Origin of the sequence: Dawidia soli (assembly GCF_018598185.1) — a bacterium.
In the GTDB taxonomy this organism is placed as follows: domain Bacteria; phylum Bacteroidota; class Bacteroidia; order Cytophagales; family Cyclobacteriaceae; genus Ohtaekwangia; species Ohtaekwangia soli.
Genome location: NZ_JAHESC010000011.1, coordinates 1 through 21,264 on the forward strand (window position 1 = coordinate 1; position 21,264 = coordinate 21,264).

The window sequence follows — 21,264 nt, forward strand, 5'->3', positions numbered from 1 at the left end:
CCGCCTGCGCGGGAGGGGGCGGGCGCCGCGACAAAAAAAAAAACAGTCGGGTGAAGGTGTTCCGCGCGATGGGCGTGCGACTGGGACCCAGCATGGCGGGGGGTCTCCGACCCCCCAACGGCCACGTCGTAACCTGGCCCACTATATAACCCCACCGTCAACGCAAACCAGCACAACTCAAAAGCCCCCAACGTTATCAACGCCGTTTATAAAACGGCAAAATCAACCCCACATCCAACCCCACCTGTACCGGCCGCAACGTATAAACACTTTCCTCCGAATACACCGAACCAAACGACTGCTCCAGGAAAGGCGTCAGCGTGAGCGTATAGTCAGGCGATAACGTGATCCGGTTTTCCAACCCCGCGCGCACCGCGATCCGCATATCATTCACCGTAAACCGGTGGTCCGCATGCTGCGTGCGGTTCGTAGCCGCGACTTGTCGGTTGACATGGAGCGCCAGCAAAATGTTGCGCTCATGCCGCAGGAACGTAACCTGCTGGACCAGGCCCACGTGCACGCCGAGGTAATGCAAGGTATTCGTCACATCGTTGCGGCGAACCTTGGAGTACGCATTGACCTCGATCGACTTGCCGGCGATCTGTTGCACCTCCACGCTGTCGGCGATGATGTTGTAATAATTATAGTCGGTGTGTTCGCGCAGCATATTCCACGAGATGCCGGCCGTCAGCGTCGTGCGCCGCGCCAGCGGATACCGCGCGGTAGCGCCAAGCTGATAGCCCGTATTGCGCCACGAAGGCCGGTTTTTGTTATTGAGCCCGGTAACATAGTACAGGTCCTTTGCGGGATCCATTTTCTTGAAAGTATAGTTCGCACCGGCTTGCACTTGCAGCGACCATTTGCTCCGCTTGCGTTCGGGGCGTTTCTTTTCCTCCACAGAATCCCGTCCCGAAACACGTGTTCTGTTCTCCGCTTCGCGCAGGCGCTTCAGGCTATCCAGTGGCGTCAGTGCCAGCCCATCGGGCGACGGCGTGCGTTTGCGTACCGGCATCGGCGGACCGTTGTGCGCGCGAATAACGCTGTCGCCTTCCGGGCCTTGGCCACGTTCGGTATCGGTATCGCTACCTCGCCCGGCCATTTCCGTTCTGTCAATATACGAAGCACGCGCATAGACCGTATCGAACGGGTGTTGCGCTACACCCGGACGCTTACGCCGGATCACGCGGTTGCGCGCAGCGCCCATTCCCAGCGGTGTGGTCTTATCGTCAGCAGCGCGCATAACGGTGGGGTGTTGCTGTTCTTCCCGATCGTTGTCTGCCAATGCATGCGTATATCCTTCGCCGGCGTCAACCCGGGGCGTGCAGGCTATTTCAATATTCGGATCTTGTTGTACAGTTCCCGAGCGGCTTTCGGCAGGCATGTTGCCCGCTTCTTGATCTGCCAGCGCACCGGCAACCGGTGTGGCATCCATACACGGCACTTCCACGCCAGGCAGGGTTAACGTGCCCGGAGCCTGCGATGTTGCCGTCGTGGATTCCGCGTGTTGCACCGCCCTCGGTACCCGTTGCTGCTCCACAACGTGGGTCGCCACGTGATACGTCACCAACGAACCGGCACCGATCAACAACAGCAGCAATAACAACAAACCATAAGTACGGTAGTCAAATCCTTTCCGGTCGAGCGCCGCTTCAATAGGGGGCCACCCACCCGCGGGCGGCGCAACTTCCAGGTCTGTCAGCGCATCCCGGAATGGCTTTTCAAAATCATTCATATCAGACAACTCGTTTGTATGCGACATGATCCGATCCGTTAAGTTTAGACTTCATTAAATCCTTGGCACGCGATAACTGTGACTTGGAAGTACCTTCCGATATATTCATCAACACCGCGATCTCCTTGTGGGTATACCCTTCGATCACGTACAGGTTGAAAATGTGCTTGCAGCCCACCGGCAACCCATCGATGAGCTGGAGCAGCTCTTCCTTGCGCAGCTCGCTCAGAATGTGGTCGTAGTTGTTATCGTCGCGGTGCACGATGGTATCGGTCGAAATTTGCTTTTGGTATTTTTTGTGGCGGTAGTAGTAACTGATCGCCGTATTGGCGGTCACCTTGCGGATCCAGGCGTCGAGCGACTCGTACGTCTGCTCCTTTTGCAACGACTTATAGATGTTGATAAAGGCCTCCTGGAATATATCCTTGGCATCCTCACCCGTAGTAGCATAGCGCCGGCATACACCCATAACCTTGGGGGCGTAATGCTGGTACAGCTGCTCCTGCGCTCCGCGATGACCTTGCCTGCAACCGGCGATCCAATGTGCTTCCATAGTTACCAGGAAGTCCACACGGCATACACCGCGTGGACTTATATAGATTGCTAGGGTTTAACGGTTTCTGTGTTCATGTTTCTCTATTGCGGCCAGTCGGTGACCGTGATCGTCACTTCCGTTTCGCTGCATTGGCCGTCGTGACAGATCATATAGATAAAGCTCTCGCTCCCATCAAAGTGATTGTTCGGCGTGAACTTGAACATTTCCAGCGAAAAGTATTGGATCGATCCGCTGTACGGCTGCTGCGGTGTCGTGACCTGAAGCTGGCTCACCGGCACATCGTTCAGTACGTCGTTGCCGAAAATGTTGTCGATCGGTATATTCAATGCACCATAGGTTCCGATCATGTCGAGGTATTGTGCGTGCGTGTAGACGATCTCATCCGCCACGGCCCGCAACGGCTGCGTTTCGGCGACGTCGATACTGACGGTAGCTTGTGAGCATTGTCCGTCGTAGCAGATCTTGTACACAAAGCTGTCAGAACCACGATAGCCTTCCGCAGGGGTGTAACGGAACACTTCGTTCTGCTCGTAGCGGGCGGTACCGTGCGCGGGCGCATCGACGATTTCCACGTCCAGCTCGATGTACGTCAGGTTGCCGATCTGGTCGTTGCCGAAGATCGCCGACAGCGGGTAGGTGATCTGATTGCCCGGCGATGCCTCCAGCAGCGCGGCATACTCCGCGGCGGTATAATGGAACGCATCGTTCACCGCCTGCAGCGTAATGACCTCCGGCTGTACCGAGATCGAAGCCATGCCGTAATACAACGTATTCGGATTCGCGCGGCCGGCCACACTATACACAATATAGATCGGGCCCGCATAGTCGGTAACCGGATAATAGAACAACAGGCCGTCGATGATCTTCGCCTCGCCCGCCGTCGGTTGGCTCACAACCTTCAATGTGGACACATCGAATTGATCATCACACAGGATATCGTTCTCCAACACATCCACGATGATCTGCGGATCGGTGGGCTTACCGTAGCCCAGGTCGGGCACGGCCATGCTGTAACACTTTGTCTCGTCTGACACATAGGTAAAATCGATCGTGCCTTCGTCGCAGTTACCGCCGGCACACACGGAATAGATCACCTGGTCGGTGCCATTGGTAAAATCCTTGTTCGGGGTATACATCAGCAGCGCGCTGCTGAGGATAGACACCGTCCCTTTGGTCGGTTCCTGTACGATCGAGATCGTCGCGGCACCGGTAAGTTTAGCGGCTTGTACGAGGTCTACCAGCACGGGACCGTTTACCGCCAGGGCTGCGTCGAGGTCGACCGCCTGGTCGATTTCCTCTTCCGTGGGAATAACGTCGCCGCTCATTTCGTCGCACGCTTGCGCCGCGAGCGCCAGCCCCGCCACGAGGAGGCTACGTCGTATAATGCTTTTAACAGGGAATAACATGGTTTGTAATGTTTTATATTTTTAATACGATAGATCAAATTGTGTACGTACAATACCATAGTCCGGAAGCCTGGCAAAATGGTTGGAAGTATGATTAGAATTTTTGCTTTTTTCTAAAAATACCCCATTGTCGTGGGGGTACACTTGTATGAATCAGCTGACGCCCGACAAAATCGGGTATTTAAGGTCTTTATCGACGCATGTACCATTCCCGTCGTGAAGGGAACCGGCATTCGCGCCGATCGGTTAATTTTACAAGATGCGATCCCTCCTTTCGGGAAAGCGTGCGCGATGGAGCTTTCAACGTTTTTGCAAGATTTGTTTACACACGGCGATGTGGCCATCGAATCCCGCATCCAACCCTTCTCGGACGAAGACGAGCAGACCGCCGATGCCCTGCTGAAACAGTGCTACGACCTCGACGTACCGGACATGCCCCACACGGCGCCGGCCTTTGACAGCGCCGCGGCCCGCTGGGGCGCATTCTACCTGTACCGATCCGTACAGGCCGTCGCGCTGCGCGACCTCGACGACACATCCCTCGCCAACCTCCTCGCCGACTATACCGGCCCGCGCACCGCCGCGGCCCTCTATTCCGCCGACCTGTGCCTGCGCTACCTGCGGGACCTCGCCTGGCTGGCCAAAGGGCTCGCCCCCGACGATATCTTACTGACATACCTCCAACGCATCGCCCAGCGCTGGCCGCTCTCGACCGTAGGCATTGCCGTCGAGGGTGACGTTGACCTGGACCCGCTGTGGGCGCATCCCTCCCTGCGGCAGGCGTATGTCGACCGGGTGATCCGCGCCCGCGATAAGACCGCCTTGCGCCACGCGCAGGTACGCGAAGCCGTGCAGGCATCGTTAGGAGATCATGCCGCCACGCTGTGGCCGGACGCTGAGCTGAACACGACTATCCCTTCTTCCCTGTATGAAGACAACACTTGATAAAAACCACCTGGTCGACAAACTGAATGCCGTGCTGGAGCACTTAAAAACGACCTTTGTGGGAAAAGATGATATTATCGACCTGATGGGCATCTGCCTGGCGGGCCGCGAAAATCTGTTCTTACTAGGTCCTCCCGGCACCGCCAAAAGCGCCATGGTCCGGGGCCTGGCAAACCTGCTGCACGGCAAGACCTTTGAGTATTTGTTAACACGCTTCACCGAGCCGAACGAGCTCTTCGGTCCGTTTGATATCCGCAAGCTGCGCGAAGGCGAGCTGGTCACAAACACCGAAGGCATGTTGCCCGAGGCGAACCTCATCTTCCTCGACGAGCTGCTGAATGCCAACAGCGCGATCCTGAACAGCTTGCTCCTGATCCTCAACGAACGCATCTTCCGCCGCGGCCGCGAAACACGCGCCTTGCCGGCCCTGATGATCGTGGGCGCCAGCAACCACCTGCCCGAAGACGAAGCCTTGCAGGCGCTCTTCGACCGCTTCCTGCTGCGCGTGCGGTGTGATTATGTAGACCCTGCGTTGCTTAGCCAGGTGCTGCAAGCCGGCTGGCAGATGGAACAGGCCACCGCACCCGCGGCGCCGATGATCGCCCACGACGAGCTCACCGCCTTACAGCAGCTGAGCAGCCAGGTGGACCTGCAACCCATCATACCGGTATACCTCGACCTGATCCGGCAGCTGCGGCAGGCCGGCGTGCCGGTATCCGACCGCCGCGCCGTTAAACTACAACGGCTCATCGCCGCGAGCGCCCTGCTGTGCAAACGCACTACGGCGATCGTGACCGACCTGTGGGTGCTGCGCTACATCTGGGATACCGAAGAGCAGATCGAACTAATCGCCGGTATGGTCAACACGGCGCTGGAGGCCGGCGCAGACGAGCCGGAGCAACATCCACGCGCCACCGTGCGCACCGGCCCCGACGCCGACGCATTATACCGGGAAGTCATCGCCTTGTCCCTCCGGTGGGAGCTGCCCGACCTGCCCGCCAGCGAGCGGTCGGTCATCAAAGACCGCCTGCGGTACCTCAACGGCCGCAGCGCCTGGATCGCCAACGACACCCAACGGGCCTATGTGCAAACGCCCATCGAGGCGTTGTGGAAAAAAGTACTGCAACACACATGAAAGAGTACGTCTTTACCCTTCGCCCCACCGATGCGCCCGCGCTCGCCACGGTGCGCCACCTGCCCCGGTTACAGGCCGCCGGCGACGGCACCTGGCTGTGGCTGCGCATCGACGGCCCGGCCGACAAGGCCGTGTGGCAACTGCCGGCGCAGCAACGGTATATGGCGGATGCGGACGGCGTGCTTTTTCCGATAGGCCACGTAACGCCTACCGGCAAGCTGCCCACCCTGGCGTGGCAGAAGCTGACCGACTTTATGCCGGTGGCGCCGCCGGTGTCGGCCCTGCCGGGCGTAGTCCAGGCACGGTATACCGTCAGGCTCGTGCCGTCGTCAAACGATCACGAAAGCGCGGCGCTGCTCGTACCCTTTGACGTGTGGCGGGACTATGTGGTCACGGCCCCCTCGGCACGCCTGGCGCGCCTGTGCTTTGCCGTCTCCGAACGGCACGAAGCGTTGATCCTCGGCACGCCCCTCCCGCCGCTGCCGGGCCAGACCTGCTGGCGACAGCACGACCTGGTACTGCCCGCCGGCTTCGACTTTGAAGCACCGTTCCTGGGCGCGTTGACTGCGCGCCGGCTCAACCCACAGCACGACGCGATCATATACCTGGACACCGCCGGCCACTGGCAACGGATCCTCCATACACAATTTGTAGCCGCCTCGCGCAGCGCCGTGCGGCATACACAAACACAGTTGTCCCATGGATGATATCATCGAACGTACCGTTCATTATTTCCGGCCCGGCAAAGGGGCGTTGTGGCGTTGGAGCGCCGACCAGGACGTAGTCGAATTTGGCACGGGCGAGACCATCACCTTTCGCGAAGAGCTCCTGCTCCTGCTGCAGTACCTCACGGACCAGGGTTTTCCGCCCCTGCCGTGCGTGCTGTATATACTCTACGCTTGCCACGAAGCGCCCGACGGCATCGAAAACACAATGCCTTATCAGCGGTTGCATGCATGGACGCCGGTAGCCGGCCCCGACATAACGCAGCTCCTGCGCGTGATCCAGGGACTGCCGGCGGAATGGCGCACCGGCGCGCGCAAAGGCCTGCTGCTGCAAGAGATCTTCCGCGACGCATGGCCTGCCGTTCCACCCGATCATGCACGATCGGTATTGGATGAATTTCGCAGCGGCCGCCTGGATGCACAGGCTTTACAGGAAAATCCGACGGCGACGTATAACGAAGTCAACACCGATGGCCTGCGCGATGCCGCCAGGCGCTTTCCCACCACGGCGTCGCTGTTGCTGCGCCTGCGCACCGGCCTCGACACCCTGCCCGAAGTGGCCGTCAGCGTACCCGAGCTTCCCGCCGACGACCTCCTGCGCCAGCTCCTGAGCGACCCGAAGACCGAAGGCGTTGCACGCCTTACACAGCGGCTCGTGGCCGCCCTGCACATCACCATGCACACCGATGCCGCCGGCGACTTGCCCCTGGGCGGTTATGCCGACATCAGTACCCGCGGCGACCTCGACCGGCTGCTGTTAAGCGAGCTGGCCCACGACGACGCCATGCTCACGGCCAGGCTGGTGAACAACGAAGCGCTCTACCTGCGCCGCGAAGAGCCACCCGACCGCGTGCACCGCCAACGGGTCATTCTGCTCGACACCACACTGTTGCTCTGGGGTATACCCCGCGTCTTTGCCGTATCGGCTGCCCTCGCGTGTACACAAAAGCTGCCGCCGCATACCACGGCCTACGCCGTCGCGTTAGGGGGTGAGACCCATGCACCACTCGACCTGTCGGGTCATGCCGGCATTGTTCATGCCCTCGAACAACTGGATGGCGCATTGCACTGCGGTGCCGCATTGGAAAATGTGATCCGCCGCGGCGGCTTTGACGAAGATGCCGACTACCTGCTGATCACCGACGAAGAAGCCCTGCTCGACCCCGGCTTTGAAGCGCGCTTCCGCACGGCACGCGAGCAGCTCCAGTTCCTGATCACCGTAAGCCGGCAGGGCACCCTGCACTTTTATGCCCTGCGGAACGGACGGCGTAAGTTGCTCAACAGCGCCACCTACGACCTGGGCGACCTCCTGCTGAAGCAACAAAAAAACGCGGACACCACCCGGGTCGAAACACCCCCGACCTTTCTGCAAACACACCCGGTGCCGCTGTACTTTCCACCCGTTAAGCTTTCCACTACGCCGCAGATGGCCTATCAAACGCCCACGGCGGTGTACTGCGTCACCCACGCCAAACGGCTGCTCTACTGGCACGATCGCCAGCACGGCGCCACCGAGCTGTTACACCACATCCACGGCAACTGGTATCTCTTTTTTACGGGCGAGGAAGGTTTCCTGAGCATGCTGGCGTTCGACACCACAGACCAACAACTGCATTACTATAAATTCGATCTGAAGCACACCACCTACGTGCACATGGACCTGAGCGGACAGCCGATAAGCGCCGCGTTTCTCCTTCATAACGGATACATCTGCTTTCAGGGCCGGCACGGTCTGATCGGGGTGAATTGTTTACACGCCCGCCTGGCCACCGACGAAGAGCTCAAAACGGCATTGGCCCTGGAAGAGGTCAGAGGCCACAGCGCGATTGCGAAAACGCAGGGGCGCTACCGGTATGAAAACGACACGTTCTCCCTCCCGGAGATGCGCCGTTTTACCAACGTGAGATCAAACGTCCTGCAACATGTGCGGAGTGTCGTAGCGACCCCGGAAGGATACCTGTTGATCAATAAAAAGATCCTGCGCCCGGACGGGGATGGCACGTTAGCATTGAGACCAACGCAGGATGACAAACCGCTGGAATCGCATTACGAGGCAACACCCGGCAAGGGGTGCGCGCTGACCGAAAACCCTGCCGTACGGTTCTACCCGTTCCACTGGCCGAACGGCAGCCGGGCCTATGGCGACTCGCGCGGACTGCTCCACCTCGAGAGCGGAAAAGCCGGTATACCTGCCGTTACCCTGGTGCTCACCCTCGATCCATCGGTAACATGCTGGTCGAGCGATGGATACGTCTGCGGCTCCCCGTATTTTATCCGGGACGAAAAGTTGACACGACTGCCGGTCGACGTCTTTTATGAAAAGTATATAAAACGTTTTATCGATGACATCACCCAGCACGATCGGGCTTCGCTATAACGAGCAACCGCGCCATACACCTCGCGCAGCGCTGCTCCGCGGCCACGAGCCCCTGGCCTGGCTGCAAGAGATGGGTGCATGGGGCATCGATCCCACCCTGTTGGCATGCTATGTCATGCCGGAGTCTATCCACTCCATTGCCGCCGGGGGATTGTTTGTCATCCTTCCCGAAGATACCGCTATACCGCCCACCGGCACACAGGCCGAGCTCTACGGCCTGAGCGACGGCCGGCTTTACCTGCCCCTGCACGCCACCGTAACACCGGCACTAGCCGACGATGAGCTGCAGCAAATCCTATTGTGGGATGTGCAGGTGTTCCACCCCCGTATCGGGCTTGTTGGATTTGAGTCTGCCGACCGGCTGGACCTCTCCACGCTTCTGGATTTTATACCCGGGCCGTCTACCGCATGGTCACTCGCCCAGGAAGGCAATCCCACACGGCCACCCCTGGTGAACATCCGCATTGTTCCGCCAACTGTCGCAGATATACTCCAGGCCCCGGACCGCCGGCCACTCCACGATATTCCTCCTTCGCAGCACGAGAAGTCATCCGAATCGTGGCCGGACAAGGTCAAGCGAAAACTGCTCAAGGCAGCCTTATCCGCGATCGAAAAAACGCTGGACAAACTGGAACAGCACGCGTCCAGATTCCTATCCGAAGAAGACAGACAGAAAGCCGGGCGACAAGCCAACGAGAGGTTGGCAAACCCAGACCATACGCCGGGGCTATTCGGTCGCTTTATCCAATGGATGCGCGAAAGCCTGGAAGACCTGGAGCGCAAGCGCCGGAACGAGATCAACCGCCTGGTATTGCTCTTTGATGAAAACATGGACGAAGCCCTGCGCTACGCCATACCGCTGGACAATCCCTACGCGCACCGCGGCACCGTGCCGCCCACATCGAGCCTGAACCGCCGCGATGCCATGCGCTTTGACATCGGGTGGATCCACGGCGGCAGTGGCGGCGATGTGTGGCAGATAGACGACCAATATTATACACTACGGCAAAAATACCTGGATGCCGCACGGCAAGCCACCGCCCGGGGCGACTTTAAAAAAGCGGCGTATATATACGCCCACCTGCTGCACGATTTTTCTTCGGCGGCCAACGTACTGGAACAAGGTGGATTCTACCGCGACGCCGCCACGCTGTACAGAGATCATGTCAAAAATATACCGGCCGCCGCCGGGTGCCTGGAGCGCGGCGGTTTGTTGCTCGATGCCATCGAGTTGTACAAAGAGCTTGGGAAACACGAAAAGGCCGGTGATCTATACCAGCAGGCGCAGCTGCCCGAGCACGCGGCCAACCAGTATACCCGCAGTGTGCAGCAGGCGCTGGACAGCGGCGACTACCTGGATGCCGCGCGCATCACCCAGCATAAGCTGGAGCAACGTACGCAGGCGCAGGACATCCTGCTCCGTGGATGGACCGAGTCGCGACAAGCAGAAGCGTGCCTGCAATCTTACCTGGGCTTGCTGGCACAAAGCGACGACGACGACTTACCGCGCCAGCTGCAAACCCTCTACACCGAAACATCCGAAGACAAGCACGATACATTTTTACAGGTGCTTGCCAACCTCGCGCGGAAAAAACAATTACGCGGCGAAGCATACAATGCCTCCCGGCGACTGGCCTATACCATTGTCGGACAACAAGTACAGCAAGGCAAGCCCGGTAACCTGACCTTACTGGAGCATTTTCACCCCGCAGATCGGCTGCTGGCCGCCGACACCCGCCGGTATATCAACCTGCAACAGGAACGCCTGCGCGAAGAGCAAGCCGCCCTGTGGCGATTGGATCCTAAAACAAAATGGCTGAAGGCGGTCTGCCATCGTAACCAGTTCCTGATCCTCGGCGTGGAAGGTCACTACCTGCAGCTGGCCCGCGGCAACTGGTATGGCTATATAGAATACCACGGCTGGCCCGACCACATCCGGCAGGATAACCAAGTCACGCTCATCACCGAACCGTATAACAGTCACCAGGTACTCTTACACAACACGCACGGCGTGGCCTTCAAAGACCTGGTGCTGCCCCGGTCGAAACATTTCGACGACGAGCTCATCATTACCACACCCGCGAAGCTGCCGGCCGACGCCGTCGGCTATACCTTTAAACCCGACGGTGACGTTGTGGTCGTCAAGAATCAAAACGACAGCGTAAGCTTGCTGTATTATACGCCCGAGTTCGCCCTGAAGTACCCCCGGGAGTATAAGCTGAGCGAGTTCATCATGACCCAGCCCGCCAACCCGGTGATCCATACACCCTACCGCAACCAGAAATTTTATATCGGCATCGACAATCGATTGGTCGAGATCTTCGAAGACGGCGAGATCTATGTACACCACCTGGCGGACACCATCCTCCGCATCACGCTGGCACCGGCCTATGCCAATCCCTATATCATTATCTCCACTCCCAGTGGCAGCATGCTGTTTAAAGAACAGCTGGGCGCAGCACTGCTCACCGCCGACGACTATTTCGCCGCGACACCGGTCGATGCCTGCTTCATTTCCAGCGATCACTTTGTGCTGGCCGGACGCCATCAGGCCACGGTATATTACGTACCCGACGGAAAACCCAAAGAAGTATATACGATCGAGCCCCGCAAGCCGATCGTTTCCCTGCTAACGACACATAAGAAAGATCGCTTCGCCCTGGTATACCAGGACGGCAGCACGAGCCTGCACACCGCCGACCGGGACGAATAACTACTGCCGCTGCAGATAGACGGCCGGCACCTGCTCGGTAAGCCACACGCCGTTGGCGGAGCAAAAGAACGTATAGCCATCCACACGCATCTGCGCGGCGTCGACCACCAGCACAACCGGTTTGCCGTGGCGTTGCCCCACGCGGCGGGCCGTTTCATCCTCCGCGCTCAAATGCACATGGTGACGGCTGCGTTTATCCAGGCCGGTTTCCAGTATGGAAGACAAAAACGCTTCAGCGGTACCGTGATATAGTACGGCCGGAGGCTCACGTTCGGCATACGCCAGATCGATGGCTACGGAGTGCCCCTGGCTGGCGCGAATGCGGGTGCGGTCTTCATTATAGATAAATCGTTGTTTATTGTTTGACGTTACAACGTGATCGAGCCCGGCCGGAGACACGGGGTATCCGTTGATCGTTAGTTGTTTCAACAAGATCCCGACATCGGTCCAACCGTTTTCGTCGAGGGTAATGCCTGCAGCCTCGGGTGCATGACGCAACACGAGGCTGAGGTATTTACTGATGCGGGTATTTTCTTTCTCCGTCATCATACAGTATCAAAGCGTTAAGTACTAGTTCAGGTTGCGCCCCAGCAACGCGAACTCGGCTTTATTTTCTTCCAGCATCGGTACATGGCTCCGGCCAAAGTGGGCCAGGAAGTACAGGTGCTGGTATACATCCAGGGTGAGGGGCTCCTGCAGGGGCAACGTTATTTTATACAGTGTGCCTTCGCCGTGGCACAGGACGTCGAGGTGCTCCAGGCATGTGCCGAGCTGCATACGCATGCGGCTCCGTACATCGTCGTGCGACAATGTTTGAGTCGCTGCGCTAGTATGCACGGTATGCATGCAGCGTTCCTGGGCAACGGCTTCGAGCTGGGCGTAACGGCTCCAATCGGTTGTGTGGGCAACCGCCGCTTCGGCTGCACGCGTGCGTGCTTCACGGCAAGCCATCTCGATGGAAGACAACAGGTTACCGTTGGCGTGCATGAGCTGTTCAAGCATTTGGCTACAACAACGGCCACCTCCCGCAGGAAGATATTGCAGCACACCCGGCTCCTCATCGAACCAGGCGTCCAGCACGGCGTAGGTGCGGATCAGCTCCCGTTCTATGGTCCTGAGTATCGTTTCAATATGGGTCATGGTGGTGGTTTCTATCTATGTTTTAAAATCATTTGTACAATAAAAAAGCCCGGACAGTGGTGCCCGGGCTTTCTATATGATGATTTTTGCTATTAATCATTCATGTATACAACTCCGGGAAGAGTCGTGCTTGTCGGCACGAACACGGATCACCGCGGGATTAAATAGGAGTTGTTTCATTTTCATAGAACAAAGGTAGCCAAGTTTTTGAATTGTTCAACAAGAAAGTGTGTATTTTCACTGAACCATGGAAGCAGACCTGCATACACTCTATCGCTCGGACTTCTACCAGGTCATCGATTTCCGCTGCCGTTGCACGTCGTGCACGACCACGAAACCGGAGTATGCCGACTCTTTTTGCATTAGCTTTGTACGCAAGGGGAATTTCCTGTATAATGTCTTTCGCCGTTCCATGGACTCTTACACCGGCTGTGTTATCGTAACCAAGCCCGGCACCGAACGCACCATTACGCACACGCACAGCATACCCGACGAGTGCACCATCTTTCAATTCACCGACAACTTCTTTCGCGCGTTACTGGAGTACCACGGCGGCCTGCGTTTCTTTACCGACAACGACATCCATTCACTGCTGGCCAAAACCGACGCCTCGCTCGAGTTTTTACACCATCACATCATTCATCAGGTAATAACTCGCGCCGCCAGTACGTTGGAGATCGACCAATGTGTGCTCGACATCGTACGCGAAGTACTGCCCAGGGTGGCTGACTATACACCCGACACGCGCATCGACGCCCGGCTCAAAAAGAACCACCTCGAAACGATCGAGGCTGCAAAGGCTTACATCACCACGCATTTTACGGAAGACATCTCGCTTACCGCGCTCGCGCAGCATTGCTGCGTCAGTCCGTTTCACTTCAGCCGCATCTTTAAGTCCTTTACGTCTTCCGCACCCCATCAATATCTGCTCCTTACCCGGTTGAAACATGCGGAAATGATACTGCGCAACACCACCCTGCCGGTGGCCGACGCTGCCTTTGCCTCGGGCTTCAACAGCCTGGAGCATTTTACCAAGTCGTTTCATCAACGGTATGGCCTGCCGCCGGCGAAATTCCGCACAGCCACACCCGCCGCCACAGTGCTTCCGCTTTTTTAAGCGCTGCCGGAAATAGCAAGATTCCTCAAATGCCTCTTCTCGCCACCCGGTAGTTTTGTGTCATCACAAAATCATATAATAGTTATGAACAAACATCTTTTGAACCTCCTCGATCATTCCCGCGACTATACCCTGGCCGTGGCAGAAGCCATGCCCGCCGGCGAGTATGCTTTTAAACCGGTCAATACGGTATGGAATTTTGGCGAGCTGCTGCACCACATCGCCTATGGCATTGCCTGGTGGGAAGACAATTATATAAAAGGCGTCAAGACTGACTGGAACCCGCCGGCGGCAGCCCCGGCAAAGGCCGACGTAAAAGCCTATTTAAAAACGATGTACAGTGATCTGGCCACGACGGTGGAAAAGACAACATTCAACGACCATGCACTGGCAGGCTTCTACGCCACGCTGGATCATATCACCCACCACCGGGGACAAGCGGTGACGTATCTGCGATGCGCCGGCCAGGTACCACCCGAGTATACCTACTGATCGCCGGCAGGCGCCTTTTCGGCAAAGGCCTCTTCCATGGCGATGCGGTCGAACGCCCGCTCATTGTTGGAGATCCAGACAGTGGCCACGCCGTTGCCGATCAGGTTGGTGATTGCGCGGGCCTCGGACATAAAGCGGTCCACGCCGATGAGCAAGGCAAGTCCGTCTACGGGTATTGTCTTAATCGCCTGCAACGTAGAGGCTAACACAATGAAGCCGCTGCCGGTCACGCCGGCAGCGCCTTTTGACGTCACCATCAAAATACCGATCAATGCCAGCACCTGGTCCAGCGACAGGTGCACATGATACGCCTGCGCCAAAAAGATACACGCCATGGACAGGTAGATGGTCGTGCCGTCGAGGTTGAACGAATACCCCGCCGGGATCGTCAGGCCCACCACCGGTTTGGCACAGCCCATACGCTCGAGCTTCTCCATCAGCGAGGGCAGCGCCGCTTCGCTGGACGACGTGCCCAGCACGATCAGCAGTTCCTGCCGTATATATTTCAAAAAATGCCACACGCGAATGCGGTACATCCACAAGATCGCCCCCAGCACACCAAAGATAAAGATCGCCATCGTGAGGTATACCGCGCCCATGAGCTTGGCCAGCGACACCAGTGTGGAAGGCCCGAACTTACCGATCGTGAACGCCATACCGCCAAAGGCACCGATCGGCGCCGCATACATCACCAGGTGCAACGCCTTAAACACATACTTCGACACGACGGTCAGGGGCCGCAGGATCTTTTCCTTGCCGGCATATAAGCTCAGGAGCGAGCCCAGAACGATCGCCGCCAACAGTACTTTCAGGGTGACATTCTCCTCGAAAAACTCCTTCCAGCTAAAGTTCTTCGCCTGGCTTACATAGCGGTCGATCGACACGCCTTGCGCAAGAGAAGTATCCACGCCCCCTCCCGGCTGTATGAGCCACGCCACGGCCACGCCGATCAGCAGTGCAAAGCTGGTCACGATCTCAAAGTATAGCAGTGCTTTACCCCCGGTCTTACCGACCTTCTTCAGATCGCCCATGGCCGCGATGCCCAGCGTAATGGTCAGGAAGATGATGGGATTGATAAAGAGCTTGACAACGTCGATGAACCGTGTACCCAGGAACTCCATTTGAATGGCCTTCTCCGGATCGGCAATACCCAGCACCACGCCCGCGGCAATGGCCACCAGTACCCAGAACGTGAGGTTCTTCAGAATGTCCTTAACGGTTTTCTTCACGGTACAAGCGGTGGCAGGTTAGAGGTCTTCGCGGTGAATGATACCACCCCACTCCGCGGAGTATATATATTCTCCTTTTATCAGCTGGCCTACATAGTCTTCGATCCAGGCATGGAACGAGTCGGCAATGATGGGGCGCTCGGGCGCGTCGTGCCACATGCGGATGATCTGCCCCTTGCGTCCACCGGGCGCGGGATCGAGGTCGATACAATAGTGGTTGCCGTTGCCATCGTAGGTAATGGGGATCCACAACGGGTTCCACCAGTCGTCTTTTACACCCTCTTCCGGCTCCGAGCGTGTGCCGTGGAAGTTGCCGTTGTCCAGCAGGTCTTTCCAGACGCGCCACTCCTCCAGGATCCGCTCCGTCGACAACAGCTCCTCCGTTTCAACCAGCCCTTCACCGGGCTCCTGCCCATTGTGGACCTTATAAAAATCGCGAAAGGCCGCGGGCAGCGTTACGCCGACAACCTTTTCCACATTGGCAATGTCGGCGGGCAGCGCACCGGGATTGAGCTCGTCGAGCAAATGCGCAGCATGCTCTTCCAGCCAGCGTTCGAGTTTTTGCCAGGTTGCAACCATAATCAAGATAACTAGGGCTACTAAAATAAGAAATCCTGTACACTCATGCGAGTGCCCAATACAGCACATTGACAATAAACACCGTCACTCCGATAATAACGATCCACCGGCCGTGCTCACGGTCGCGGGGCGTATAATCGTGCAGGCGCTGGCCATTCGGCAATGTTTTCTTGTACGTCACCAAATGCAATCCGATAATGACGCCGATCCAACCGCCCAAAAACGCAAACAGGTAGCCAATGAAAATCCATACCCGATTTTTCGTGTCCGGCTTGGCCAGTTCCTGTAAACGATCCTGCCGAAGCTTGTCCAGCATTTCAGCGTTCACGGCATAACCGCGATCTTTCAAAATGTGCTGGGCAAGCTGATAGTCCAGCTCACTCCACTCGTCAGGCACCCCCAGCAGCGCCAGCAGCTCCTGATCGGTGAAACTAAACAGGTAATGCTCTGGATCGACCTGCACAACGTCGTGCGACGCTTGTGTTTCCAGCAGGGCATTCGCCTGACTGAAGTCCTGCGCCCGTAACTTGACTCGAAAGAAGCTGGCTGTGTTATGGCCTACAAACACCGCCCCCAGCGCCGCGCTGTCCTCTTCCAGCTCGCAGGCGATACCACGCTCCCGAAGCAAGTCCATCAGCGCTGTAGCGGGTTCTCTTTCCATAAATTTTCGATAGGTGACAAACTCCAATTTCATATAACTGAAGGATCATTAGGAAATTAAAGGTCCGAGCAATAGATCTTCTCATACGCATCCTGATCGTACACTTCCTTGCGGATGAGCTGCCCGTCGTGGCGATAGTATATAACAACGAACAACGAAGCCTCCTCCACATGTTTTTCCGTGAAGTACATGGGGATCTCCGCCGAGCCTACATTGACGATGTCGCTGTACGTAATGGGAATGATCGTGCCCCGCCGGCTGTGCAGCACTCCGTAGCGGTTATCCTGGCGAATGATGGCGAGCTTTTCTGCGGGCGTATCGCGGATCAGCTCGTAGCCTTTGATATTGTCCAGCACGACCGCGTGCGTGGCGATGTTATACAACATCCAGTCGGATTCCTTTTTCACCAGCGCAACGGAGTCGTTCCAGGCTTTGATCTCGGTAAACCCGAACTCGCCGGGGGCATGGGTGTCGTTGTCCCACCCGGTAAAACCATAGTGCCCGTCTTTAAAGGCCACAACAGCCTGGTCGTTATACGGCTGCAGATTCTTGGCGTAGAGCGGCTTGATCAGCTTCTTCCGCACGATGTCGAACATGCCGAACTTCATGGCCCGCAGCAGCGACACCGTGCCGTTGCTGGCAGAGCCGATCGCATCGTATTCCACCGGCAGCACCGGCTTGCCGTCGTCCGTTACCAGGCCCTTCTTCTCTTTCTTTGACACAATGAACAAGCCCTGCCCCGCATATTGAATGCGGTCGTACCCACCGCTGAACAGCTTACGGCCGTCGCGGCTATACACCGTGCGCACTTTATTATAGTCTACTGCCAGAAAAGCCGAAGAGTCCTGCCCGGGCACAAACTCGATGTGCGCCGTGCCGTCGAAAGGCAGCACCGCGCCCGAGGTCATATGCGAAAAAAGGCTGTCGTTCTTTACGCCCACGGCAAAGGGCCCCGCCATAAAGAGCGAATCATAGGCGGCCACCGCTTCTGCCTGGCGTGCCGGCAGCAACAGGTACCACGTGTAGGCCGCCTTGGCCGCTACCCACGGTTCGTTCACCGCGAGGGAGTCGTAGGGATTTGCCGTCTGGTGCCGGGTGTCGTACAGGATCTGCCGGGTATCGTCGGTCGTGGCCAGGGCGCCAAAGAACGCCGGGGCCAACCGTTGCTGGCGCGGCGGCACCTGTATGTCGAGGTGCTGCCCCAGCACGCCTTCGTGCGAGCCCGCCCGGAACCAGATCAACCCGTTGGGCCAGGGCTTCACGTCGTTAAAGACATCGCGCAAACCGAGCGGTTGCTGGTCGGCAATGCACGCCACCTGGTCCACCGTGGTGAGCCAGTACTTGTCGTTCTTTTTTAAGATCACGACGTTGCCCGCGGCCTGCACATCGTCCCACGAAGCGCCGAGCAGCAACCTGCCCGCCAGGGTGCGCACCGACCAGTGGTCGCCGGTGCGGATCGCCAGCAGGCGGCCGCTCAGCAGGCGGGCCTCTTGTATGCACGAGTCGAGTGGGACAAATCCGGTCTTGTGCACGACCCGGGTACACGCATCGCCCTGTACGAGCAAAAAACCGGCGCCGAGGTCGTCCACACCCGACACGGCTCCGCGATAGAGCATGACCCCGTTTCGAGCCATGATCCCTTCGGGCAGGATCAGGACGTCCTCATGTATGTTTCCGCACAGATATTCACTTTCCAGCTCTCCGATTGCAGCGTCCAGCACTTCTTTGCCGTCTTCGTCCATAAAACCGAAATATCCCTTGTGCAGGAAGGGCACGAGGTATCCGTGGTCGGCGCTCAGCACGCGCGCGAGCGAGTCGTGCTGCAATACACGGGGAAGTTGCTCTACAGCCAGGTCTTCGGGCAGCAGGTGGTATAGCAAATTGCGGGCGCCGGTGCGCTCGCGGCTGTGGGGGTATTTTTCGAGGAATGCGATAAAGGGCTCGACCGTGCCCGCCGCCGTGGCGATCTCAAAGATGTTGCGCTCGGCCTCGGCGCGGTAGGGCGACGCCGGGTGGTCGTGCACGAACTGCTCGTAGCTGCTCAGGTGCTGGTCGCGGGTCGAGGCTTCGTACAGCAGCTGCTCGTACCGGCTGCGGGCCTCGGGCGCCCGGCGGGCCTCGGGGTAACGGGCCAGGTATTGACCGAACGCCTGGTACGTATTGTGCGACACCGCCTGCTCAAAGGCCACCTCGTCGCGCAGGTCGCGAGCCTCCGCCTGCTGCCGGGCTGCCGGGAACGAAGCCAGAAAATCGACATAAGCCTTTTCTGTATGGAGCTTTTGTGCCCGGCCGAAAGCGGCACTGTCGATGCGCTCGCGCAGGCGCACCAGCACGAGGCTGTCGAGTGGAAAACGCTTCAGGCGGTCGCGCTGCCGCGGGGTTGTGAGCCGGTAGTCGGCCTGGGCCGCCAGGGTATACCGATAGGCCGAATCGATCTGGAAAGCAGGGTTTTCAGGAGTGAAGAAGTAGCTGGCCATCACATAGTTGGCCGTGGCGTTCACGCTGTCGCGGTGCAGGGCCTTGCGCCCTTGCTCGTAGGCACGCTCCCACTTCTGCCGCGACAGGTTGCTCCAGGCCGCACGTTCGGGCGCGAACTGTGCCCAAAGGCACACCGGCGCCAGCAGGGTCAGGCATAGTATAGTCAGCTTGTTGATCAAGATCCGTACGCTTCCTCACACGTAAGAGGTCAAAACTACAAAGTTCAGTGCAAAGCAAGAATTCTTCGTAACGCGATATGCGTATATTGCGGGATGTAATAAATTTTGTAAATTTTCAGGGAATGTTAACTGTCTTTCATGGCGAAACTAAAGAATATCATTAAGCAACTTTCGGAAAAGGACTTCAAAGCAATCTACGATTCACTCATTGAAAGCAACGCCGAAAAGTCGGCATACCTCCTCCGGTCTCTCCGGGAGCGGCAGCTTTCCGACAACAAAATTATGACAGAGCTGGATGTAAACGCCAACGCGTATTACACCCTCCGCTCACGCCTGAACCTGAAGATCGAAGAATACCTCATGGGCCAGCTGGAAAGCCCCCGTACCGATGTGCTGCGCAAAGTGGCCAACATCAACGAGGTCCTCTTCACGAAAAAGAAGGCCATTTCCGTTGCTACCCTCAAGAAGTTGGAAAAAGAGCTGTTGGACTACGACCTGGCCAACGAGCTGACCATCATCTACAAGTCGCTCAAGAAGCTCAACATCAACTCGCCCGACTACTTCCAGTACTCGCAGCTCTACAACCGCCACGTAGCGTATATGTTGGCCGTTGACAAGGCCGAGGACCTGCTGGCCGACTACTTCAAAAAGTACGGCGACTACATGCTCAACGGCGGCGAAGTAGAAAAGCTGGGCCTGGTGCTGCTCATGAAAGAGATGCAGAACGTCGCGAAACTCTACGAGTCGCACCGTCTGTATGTGTACCAGAGCTGCATGTACATCTTCCACCGCCTGTTCGTAGAGGTGGACGACAATATGCACCAGGAAGGCGAGTCCATCGAAGACATCTTCGACAAAGTGCAGCGCATCTTCGAAAGCTACCACCTCGACTCGATCTACTACCACATCAACCTGGTGTTCGAGTTCCTGAAGCTGGAGTACTACAACCACTACAAGGTATACCGCCAGGCCGAGAAGTACTACGAAGAAGTGAACGACGCCTGTGCCAACCTCATGGTGAACTACGCCACCTTCACCTTCCCCGCGCAGTTCCTCCTCTCCAAGCTGGAGCGCCACCTGCGCACCGGCACCGAAGCCGAGCTGTATGCCGAGAACGAAAGCATCTTCCTCGACTACGAAGTAGACACGATGGACGTGCCGAAGCATATCGTATACGTGGTATACCGCGCGCTGTCGTCGTACTATGTGGGCAAGTTCGAAGAAGCCGCCAAGCTCATCAACGGCCTGCTCAACGACGTGAGCCTGAAAAAATATCCGTACGCACAGCTCGAGATCAAGTCGCTGCTCGCCCTGCAATACACCCTCATGCACGACGTAGAGCTCTTCAACCAGCTCTCCAACAGCATCCAGCGCCAGATCCGCCTGTTCGGCAAAGACAGCTGCGAAAACATTCAGCTTTTCCTGAAGATCCTCAAGATCACCACCAGCGAAGCCAAAAAAGAAAAAGCCAAAAAGATCAACGCGGTCATCCCGCGCCTCAGCGCTATCAACGTAGGCTACTTCGCCCCCACCAAGCTGATCAAGCTCGACGAACGCTTCGTCAACCTGCTGACGGAGTTCTAGTCACACACAGCGAAGTCAACCAACCCGATAATATAAAGAGCGGATGCCCCCAAAGGCATCCGTTCTTTTGTCTAAGGCATTGCGCCAGCAAAAAGCTAAAGGGGGGTAGGGGCGTAGCCCTACATACATCAGCGCCTGGCGCAAGTCTTAGCGCGCAGCGCGGGACTTGTGCCTGCTACTGTTGCCAGTCTGGACTGGCGGGCAGAAAGCTGACGG

17 protein-coding genes are annotated in these 21,264 nt (G+C 57.5%); 8 read left to right on the top strand and 9 right to left on the bottom strand.

Annotation, left to right across the window (positions count from 1 at the left end):
* Nucleotides 1-196: 196 nt before the first annotated feature.
* From KK078_RS09385 to KK078_RS09395, 3 genes are all read right to left on the bottom strand, one after another.
* Nucleotides 197-1,759, bottom strand: a complete 1,563-nt coding sequence (locus tag KK078_RS09385) for a hypothetical protein (RefSeq protein WP_254090006.1) — start codon at nt 1,757-1,759, stop codon at nt 197-199.
* The gene (locus KK078_RS09390; RefSeq protein ID WP_254090007.1) at nt 1,734-2,285 is read right to left on the bottom strand and encodes an RNA polymerase sigma factor; all 552 of its coding nucleotides are present in this window, start codon (nt 2,283-2,285) and stop codon (nt 1,734-1,736) included. The genes KK078_RS09385 and KK078_RS09390 overlap by 26 nt, the downstream gene beginning before the upstream one ends.
* Before the next feature lie 83 nt (nt 2,286-2,368).
* On the bottom strand, nt 2,369-3,694 hold the full coding sequence (locus tag KK078_RS09395) for an Ig-like domain-containing protein (protein WP_254090008.1): 1,326 nt from the start codon (nt 3,692-3,694) through the stop codon (nt 2,369-2,371).
* Nucleotides 3,695-3,985: 291 nt separating this feature from the next.
* Here KK078_RS09395 and KK078_RS09400 point away from each other — a divergent pair, with 291 nt between their 5' ends.
* The 5 genes from KK078_RS09400 to KK078_RS09420 are packed head-to-tail and all read left to right on the top strand — an operon-like array spanning nt 3,986 to nt 11,589.
* Nucleotides 3,986-4,639 carry a hypothetical protein gene (locus KK078_RS09400; RefSeq protein WP_254090009.1) on the top strand — a complete coding sequence of 218 codons (654 nt, stop codon included), beginning with the start codon at nt 3,986-3,988 and terminating at the stop codon, nt 4,637-4,639.
* Entirely contained in the window at nt 4,623-5,774 is a 1,152-nt protein-coding gene (locus KK078_RS09405; RefSeq protein WP_254090010.1) for an AAA family ATPase, read from the top strand. Before KK078_RS09400 ends, KK078_RS09405 begins: the two co-directional genes overlap by 17 nt.
* A complete protein-coding gene (locus tag KK078_RS09410) occupies nt 5,771-6,481 on the top strand; it encodes a hypothetical protein (protein ID WP_254090011.1) in 711 nt (236 codons plus the stop codon). The genes KK078_RS09405 and KK078_RS09410 overlap by 4 nt, the downstream gene beginning before the upstream one ends.
* Nucleotides 6,474-8,876: a hypothetical protein gene (locus KK078_RS09415; RefSeq protein ID WP_254090012.1), complete on the top strand. Its 2,403-nt coding sequence runs from the start codon at nt 6,474-6,476 to the stop codon at nt 8,874-8,876. Before KK078_RS09410 ends, KK078_RS09415 begins: the two co-directional genes overlap by 8 nt.
* Nucleotides 8,842-11,589, top strand: a complete 2,748-nt coding sequence (locus KK078_RS09420; RefSeq protein WP_254090013.1) for a hypothetical protein — start codon at nt 8,842-8,844, stop codon at nt 11,587-11,589. Before KK078_RS09415 ends, KK078_RS09420 begins: the two co-directional genes overlap by 35 nt.
* Here KK078_RS09420 and KK078_RS09425 read toward each other — a convergent pair whose 3' ends face one another.
* Entirely contained in the window at nt 11,590-12,138 is a 549-nt protein-coding gene (locus KK078_RS09425) for an RNA 2'-phosphotransferase (protein ID WP_254090014.1), read from the bottom strand.
* A 21-nt stretch (nt 12,139-12,159) separates the two neighbouring features.
* Entirely contained in the window at nt 12,160-12,729 is a 570-nt protein-coding gene (locus tag KK078_RS09430) for a hypothetical protein (protein ID WP_254090015.1), read from the bottom strand.
* Between the two features lie 247 nt (nt 12,730-12,976).
* On the opposite strand from KK078_RS09430, the gene KK078_RS09435 reads away from it, so the two are divergent.
* Nucleotides 12,977-13,846, top strand: coding sequence for a helix-turn-helix domain-containing protein (locus KK078_RS09435; RefSeq protein ID WP_254090016.1), 870 nt, complete (start codon nt 12,977-12,979; stop codon nt 13,844-13,846).
* Nucleotides 13,847-13,930: 84 nt separating this feature from the next.
* Nucleotides 13,931-14,338, top strand: coding sequence for a DinB family protein (locus KK078_RS09440; RefSeq protein WP_254090017.1), 408 nt, complete (start codon nt 13,931-13,933; stop codon nt 14,336-14,338).
* Here KK078_RS09440 and KK078_RS09445 read toward each other — a convergent pair.
* Genes KK078_RS09445 through KK078_RS09460 form a run of 4 tightly spaced genes read right to left on the bottom strand, consistent with a single transcriptional unit; the run spans nt 14,332 to nt 19,464 of the window.
* Nucleotides 14,332-15,567 carry a cation:dicarboxylate symporter family transporter gene (locus KK078_RS09445; protein WP_254090018.1) on the bottom strand — a complete coding sequence of 412 codons (1,236 nt, stop codon included), beginning with the start codon at nt 15,565-15,567 and terminating at the stop codon, nt 14,332-14,334. The two genes, KK078_RS09440 and KK078_RS09445, sit on opposite strands and share 7 nt — an antisense overlap.
* 18 nt (nt 15,568-15,585) lie before the next feature.
* Nucleotides 15,586-16,146, bottom strand: coding sequence for an SMI1/KNR4 family protein (locus tag KK078_RS09450; protein ID WP_254090019.1), 561 nt, complete (start codon nt 16,144-16,146; stop codon nt 15,586-15,588).
* Nucleotides 16,147-16,189: 43 nt separating this feature from the next.
* Nucleotides 16,190-16,807: a hypothetical protein gene (locus tag KK078_RS09455; protein WP_254090020.1), complete on the bottom strand. Its 618-nt coding sequence runs from the start codon at nt 16,805-16,807 to the stop codon at nt 16,190-16,192.
* Between the two features lie 56 nt (nt 16,808-16,863).
* Nucleotides 16,864-19,464, bottom strand: coding sequence for a WG repeat-containing protein (locus KK078_RS09460; RefSeq protein WP_254090021.1), 2,601 nt, complete (start codon nt 19,462-19,464; stop codon nt 16,864-16,866).
* A 138-nt stretch (nt 19,465-19,602) separates the two neighbouring features.
* Here KK078_RS09460 and KK078_RS09465 point away from each other — a divergent pair, with 138 nt between their 5' ends.
* Nucleotides 19,603-21,048, top strand: a complete 1,446-nt coding sequence (locus tag KK078_RS09465; RefSeq protein ID WP_254090022.1) for a hypothetical protein — start codon at nt 19,603-19,605, stop codon at nt 21,046-21,048.
* The last annotated feature ends 216 nt before the right edge of the window (nt 21,049-21,264 follow it).

Excerpts from the sequence above, each read along its gene's own strand:
- KK078_RS09385 (WP_254090006.1), bottom strand. The coding sequence starts at position 1,759 with ATGTCGCATACAAACGAGTTGTCTGATATGAATGATTTTGAAAAGCCA.
- KK078_RS09390 (WP_254090007.1), bottom strand. The coding sequence starts at position 2,285 with ATGGAAGCACATTGGATCGCCGGTTGCAGGCAAGGTCATCGCGGAGCG.
- KK078_RS09395 (WP_254090008.1), bottom strand. The coding sequence starts at position 3,694 with ATGTTATTCCCTGTTAAAAGCATTATACGACGTAGCCTCCTCGTGGCG.
- KK078_RS09400 (WP_254090009.1), top strand. The coding sequence starts at position 3,986 with ATGGAGCTTTCAACGTTTTTGCAAGATTTGTTTACACACGGCGATGTG.
- KK078_RS09405 (WP_254090010.1), top strand. The coding sequence starts at position 4,623 with ATGAAGACAACACTTGATAAAAACCACCTGGTCGACAAACTGAATGCC.
- KK078_RS09410 (WP_254090011.1), top strand. The coding sequence starts at position 5,771 with ATGAAAGAGTACGTCTTTACCCTTCGCCCCACCGATGCGCCCGCGCTC.
- KK078_RS09415 (WP_254090012.1), top strand. The coding sequence starts at position 6,474 with ATGGATGATATCATCGAACGTACCGTTCATTATTTCCGGCCCGGCAAA.
- KK078_RS09420 (WP_254090013.1), top strand. The coding sequence starts at position 8,842 with ATGACATCACCCAGCACGATCGGGCTTCGCTATAACGAGCAACCGCGC.
- KK078_RS09425 (WP_254090014.1), bottom strand. The coding sequence starts at position 12,138 with ATGATGACGGAGAAAGAAAATACCCGCATCAGTAAATACCTCAGCCTC.
- KK078_RS09430 (WP_254090015.1), bottom strand. The coding sequence starts at position 12,729 with ATGACCCATATTGAAACGATACTCAGGACCATAGAACGGGAGCTGATC.
- KK078_RS09435 (WP_254090016.1), top strand. The coding sequence starts at position 12,977 with ATGGAAGCAGACCTGCATACACTCTATCGCTCGGACTTCTACCAGGTC.
- KK078_RS09440 (WP_254090017.1), top strand. The coding sequence starts at position 13,931 with ATGAACAAACATCTTTTGAACCTCCTCGATCATTCCCGCGACTATACC.
- KK078_RS09450 (WP_254090019.1), bottom strand. The coding sequence starts at position 16,146 with ATGGTTGCAACCTGGCAAAAACTCGAACGCTGGCTGGAAGAGCATGCT.
- KK078_RS09455 (WP_254090020.1), bottom strand. The coding sequence starts at position 16,807 with ATGGAAAGAGAACCCGCTACAGCGCTGATGGACTTGCTTCGGGAGCGT.
- KK078_RS09465 (WP_254090022.1), top strand. The coding sequence starts at position 19,603 with ATGGCGAAACTAAAGAATATCATTAAGCAACTTTCGGAAAAGGACTTC.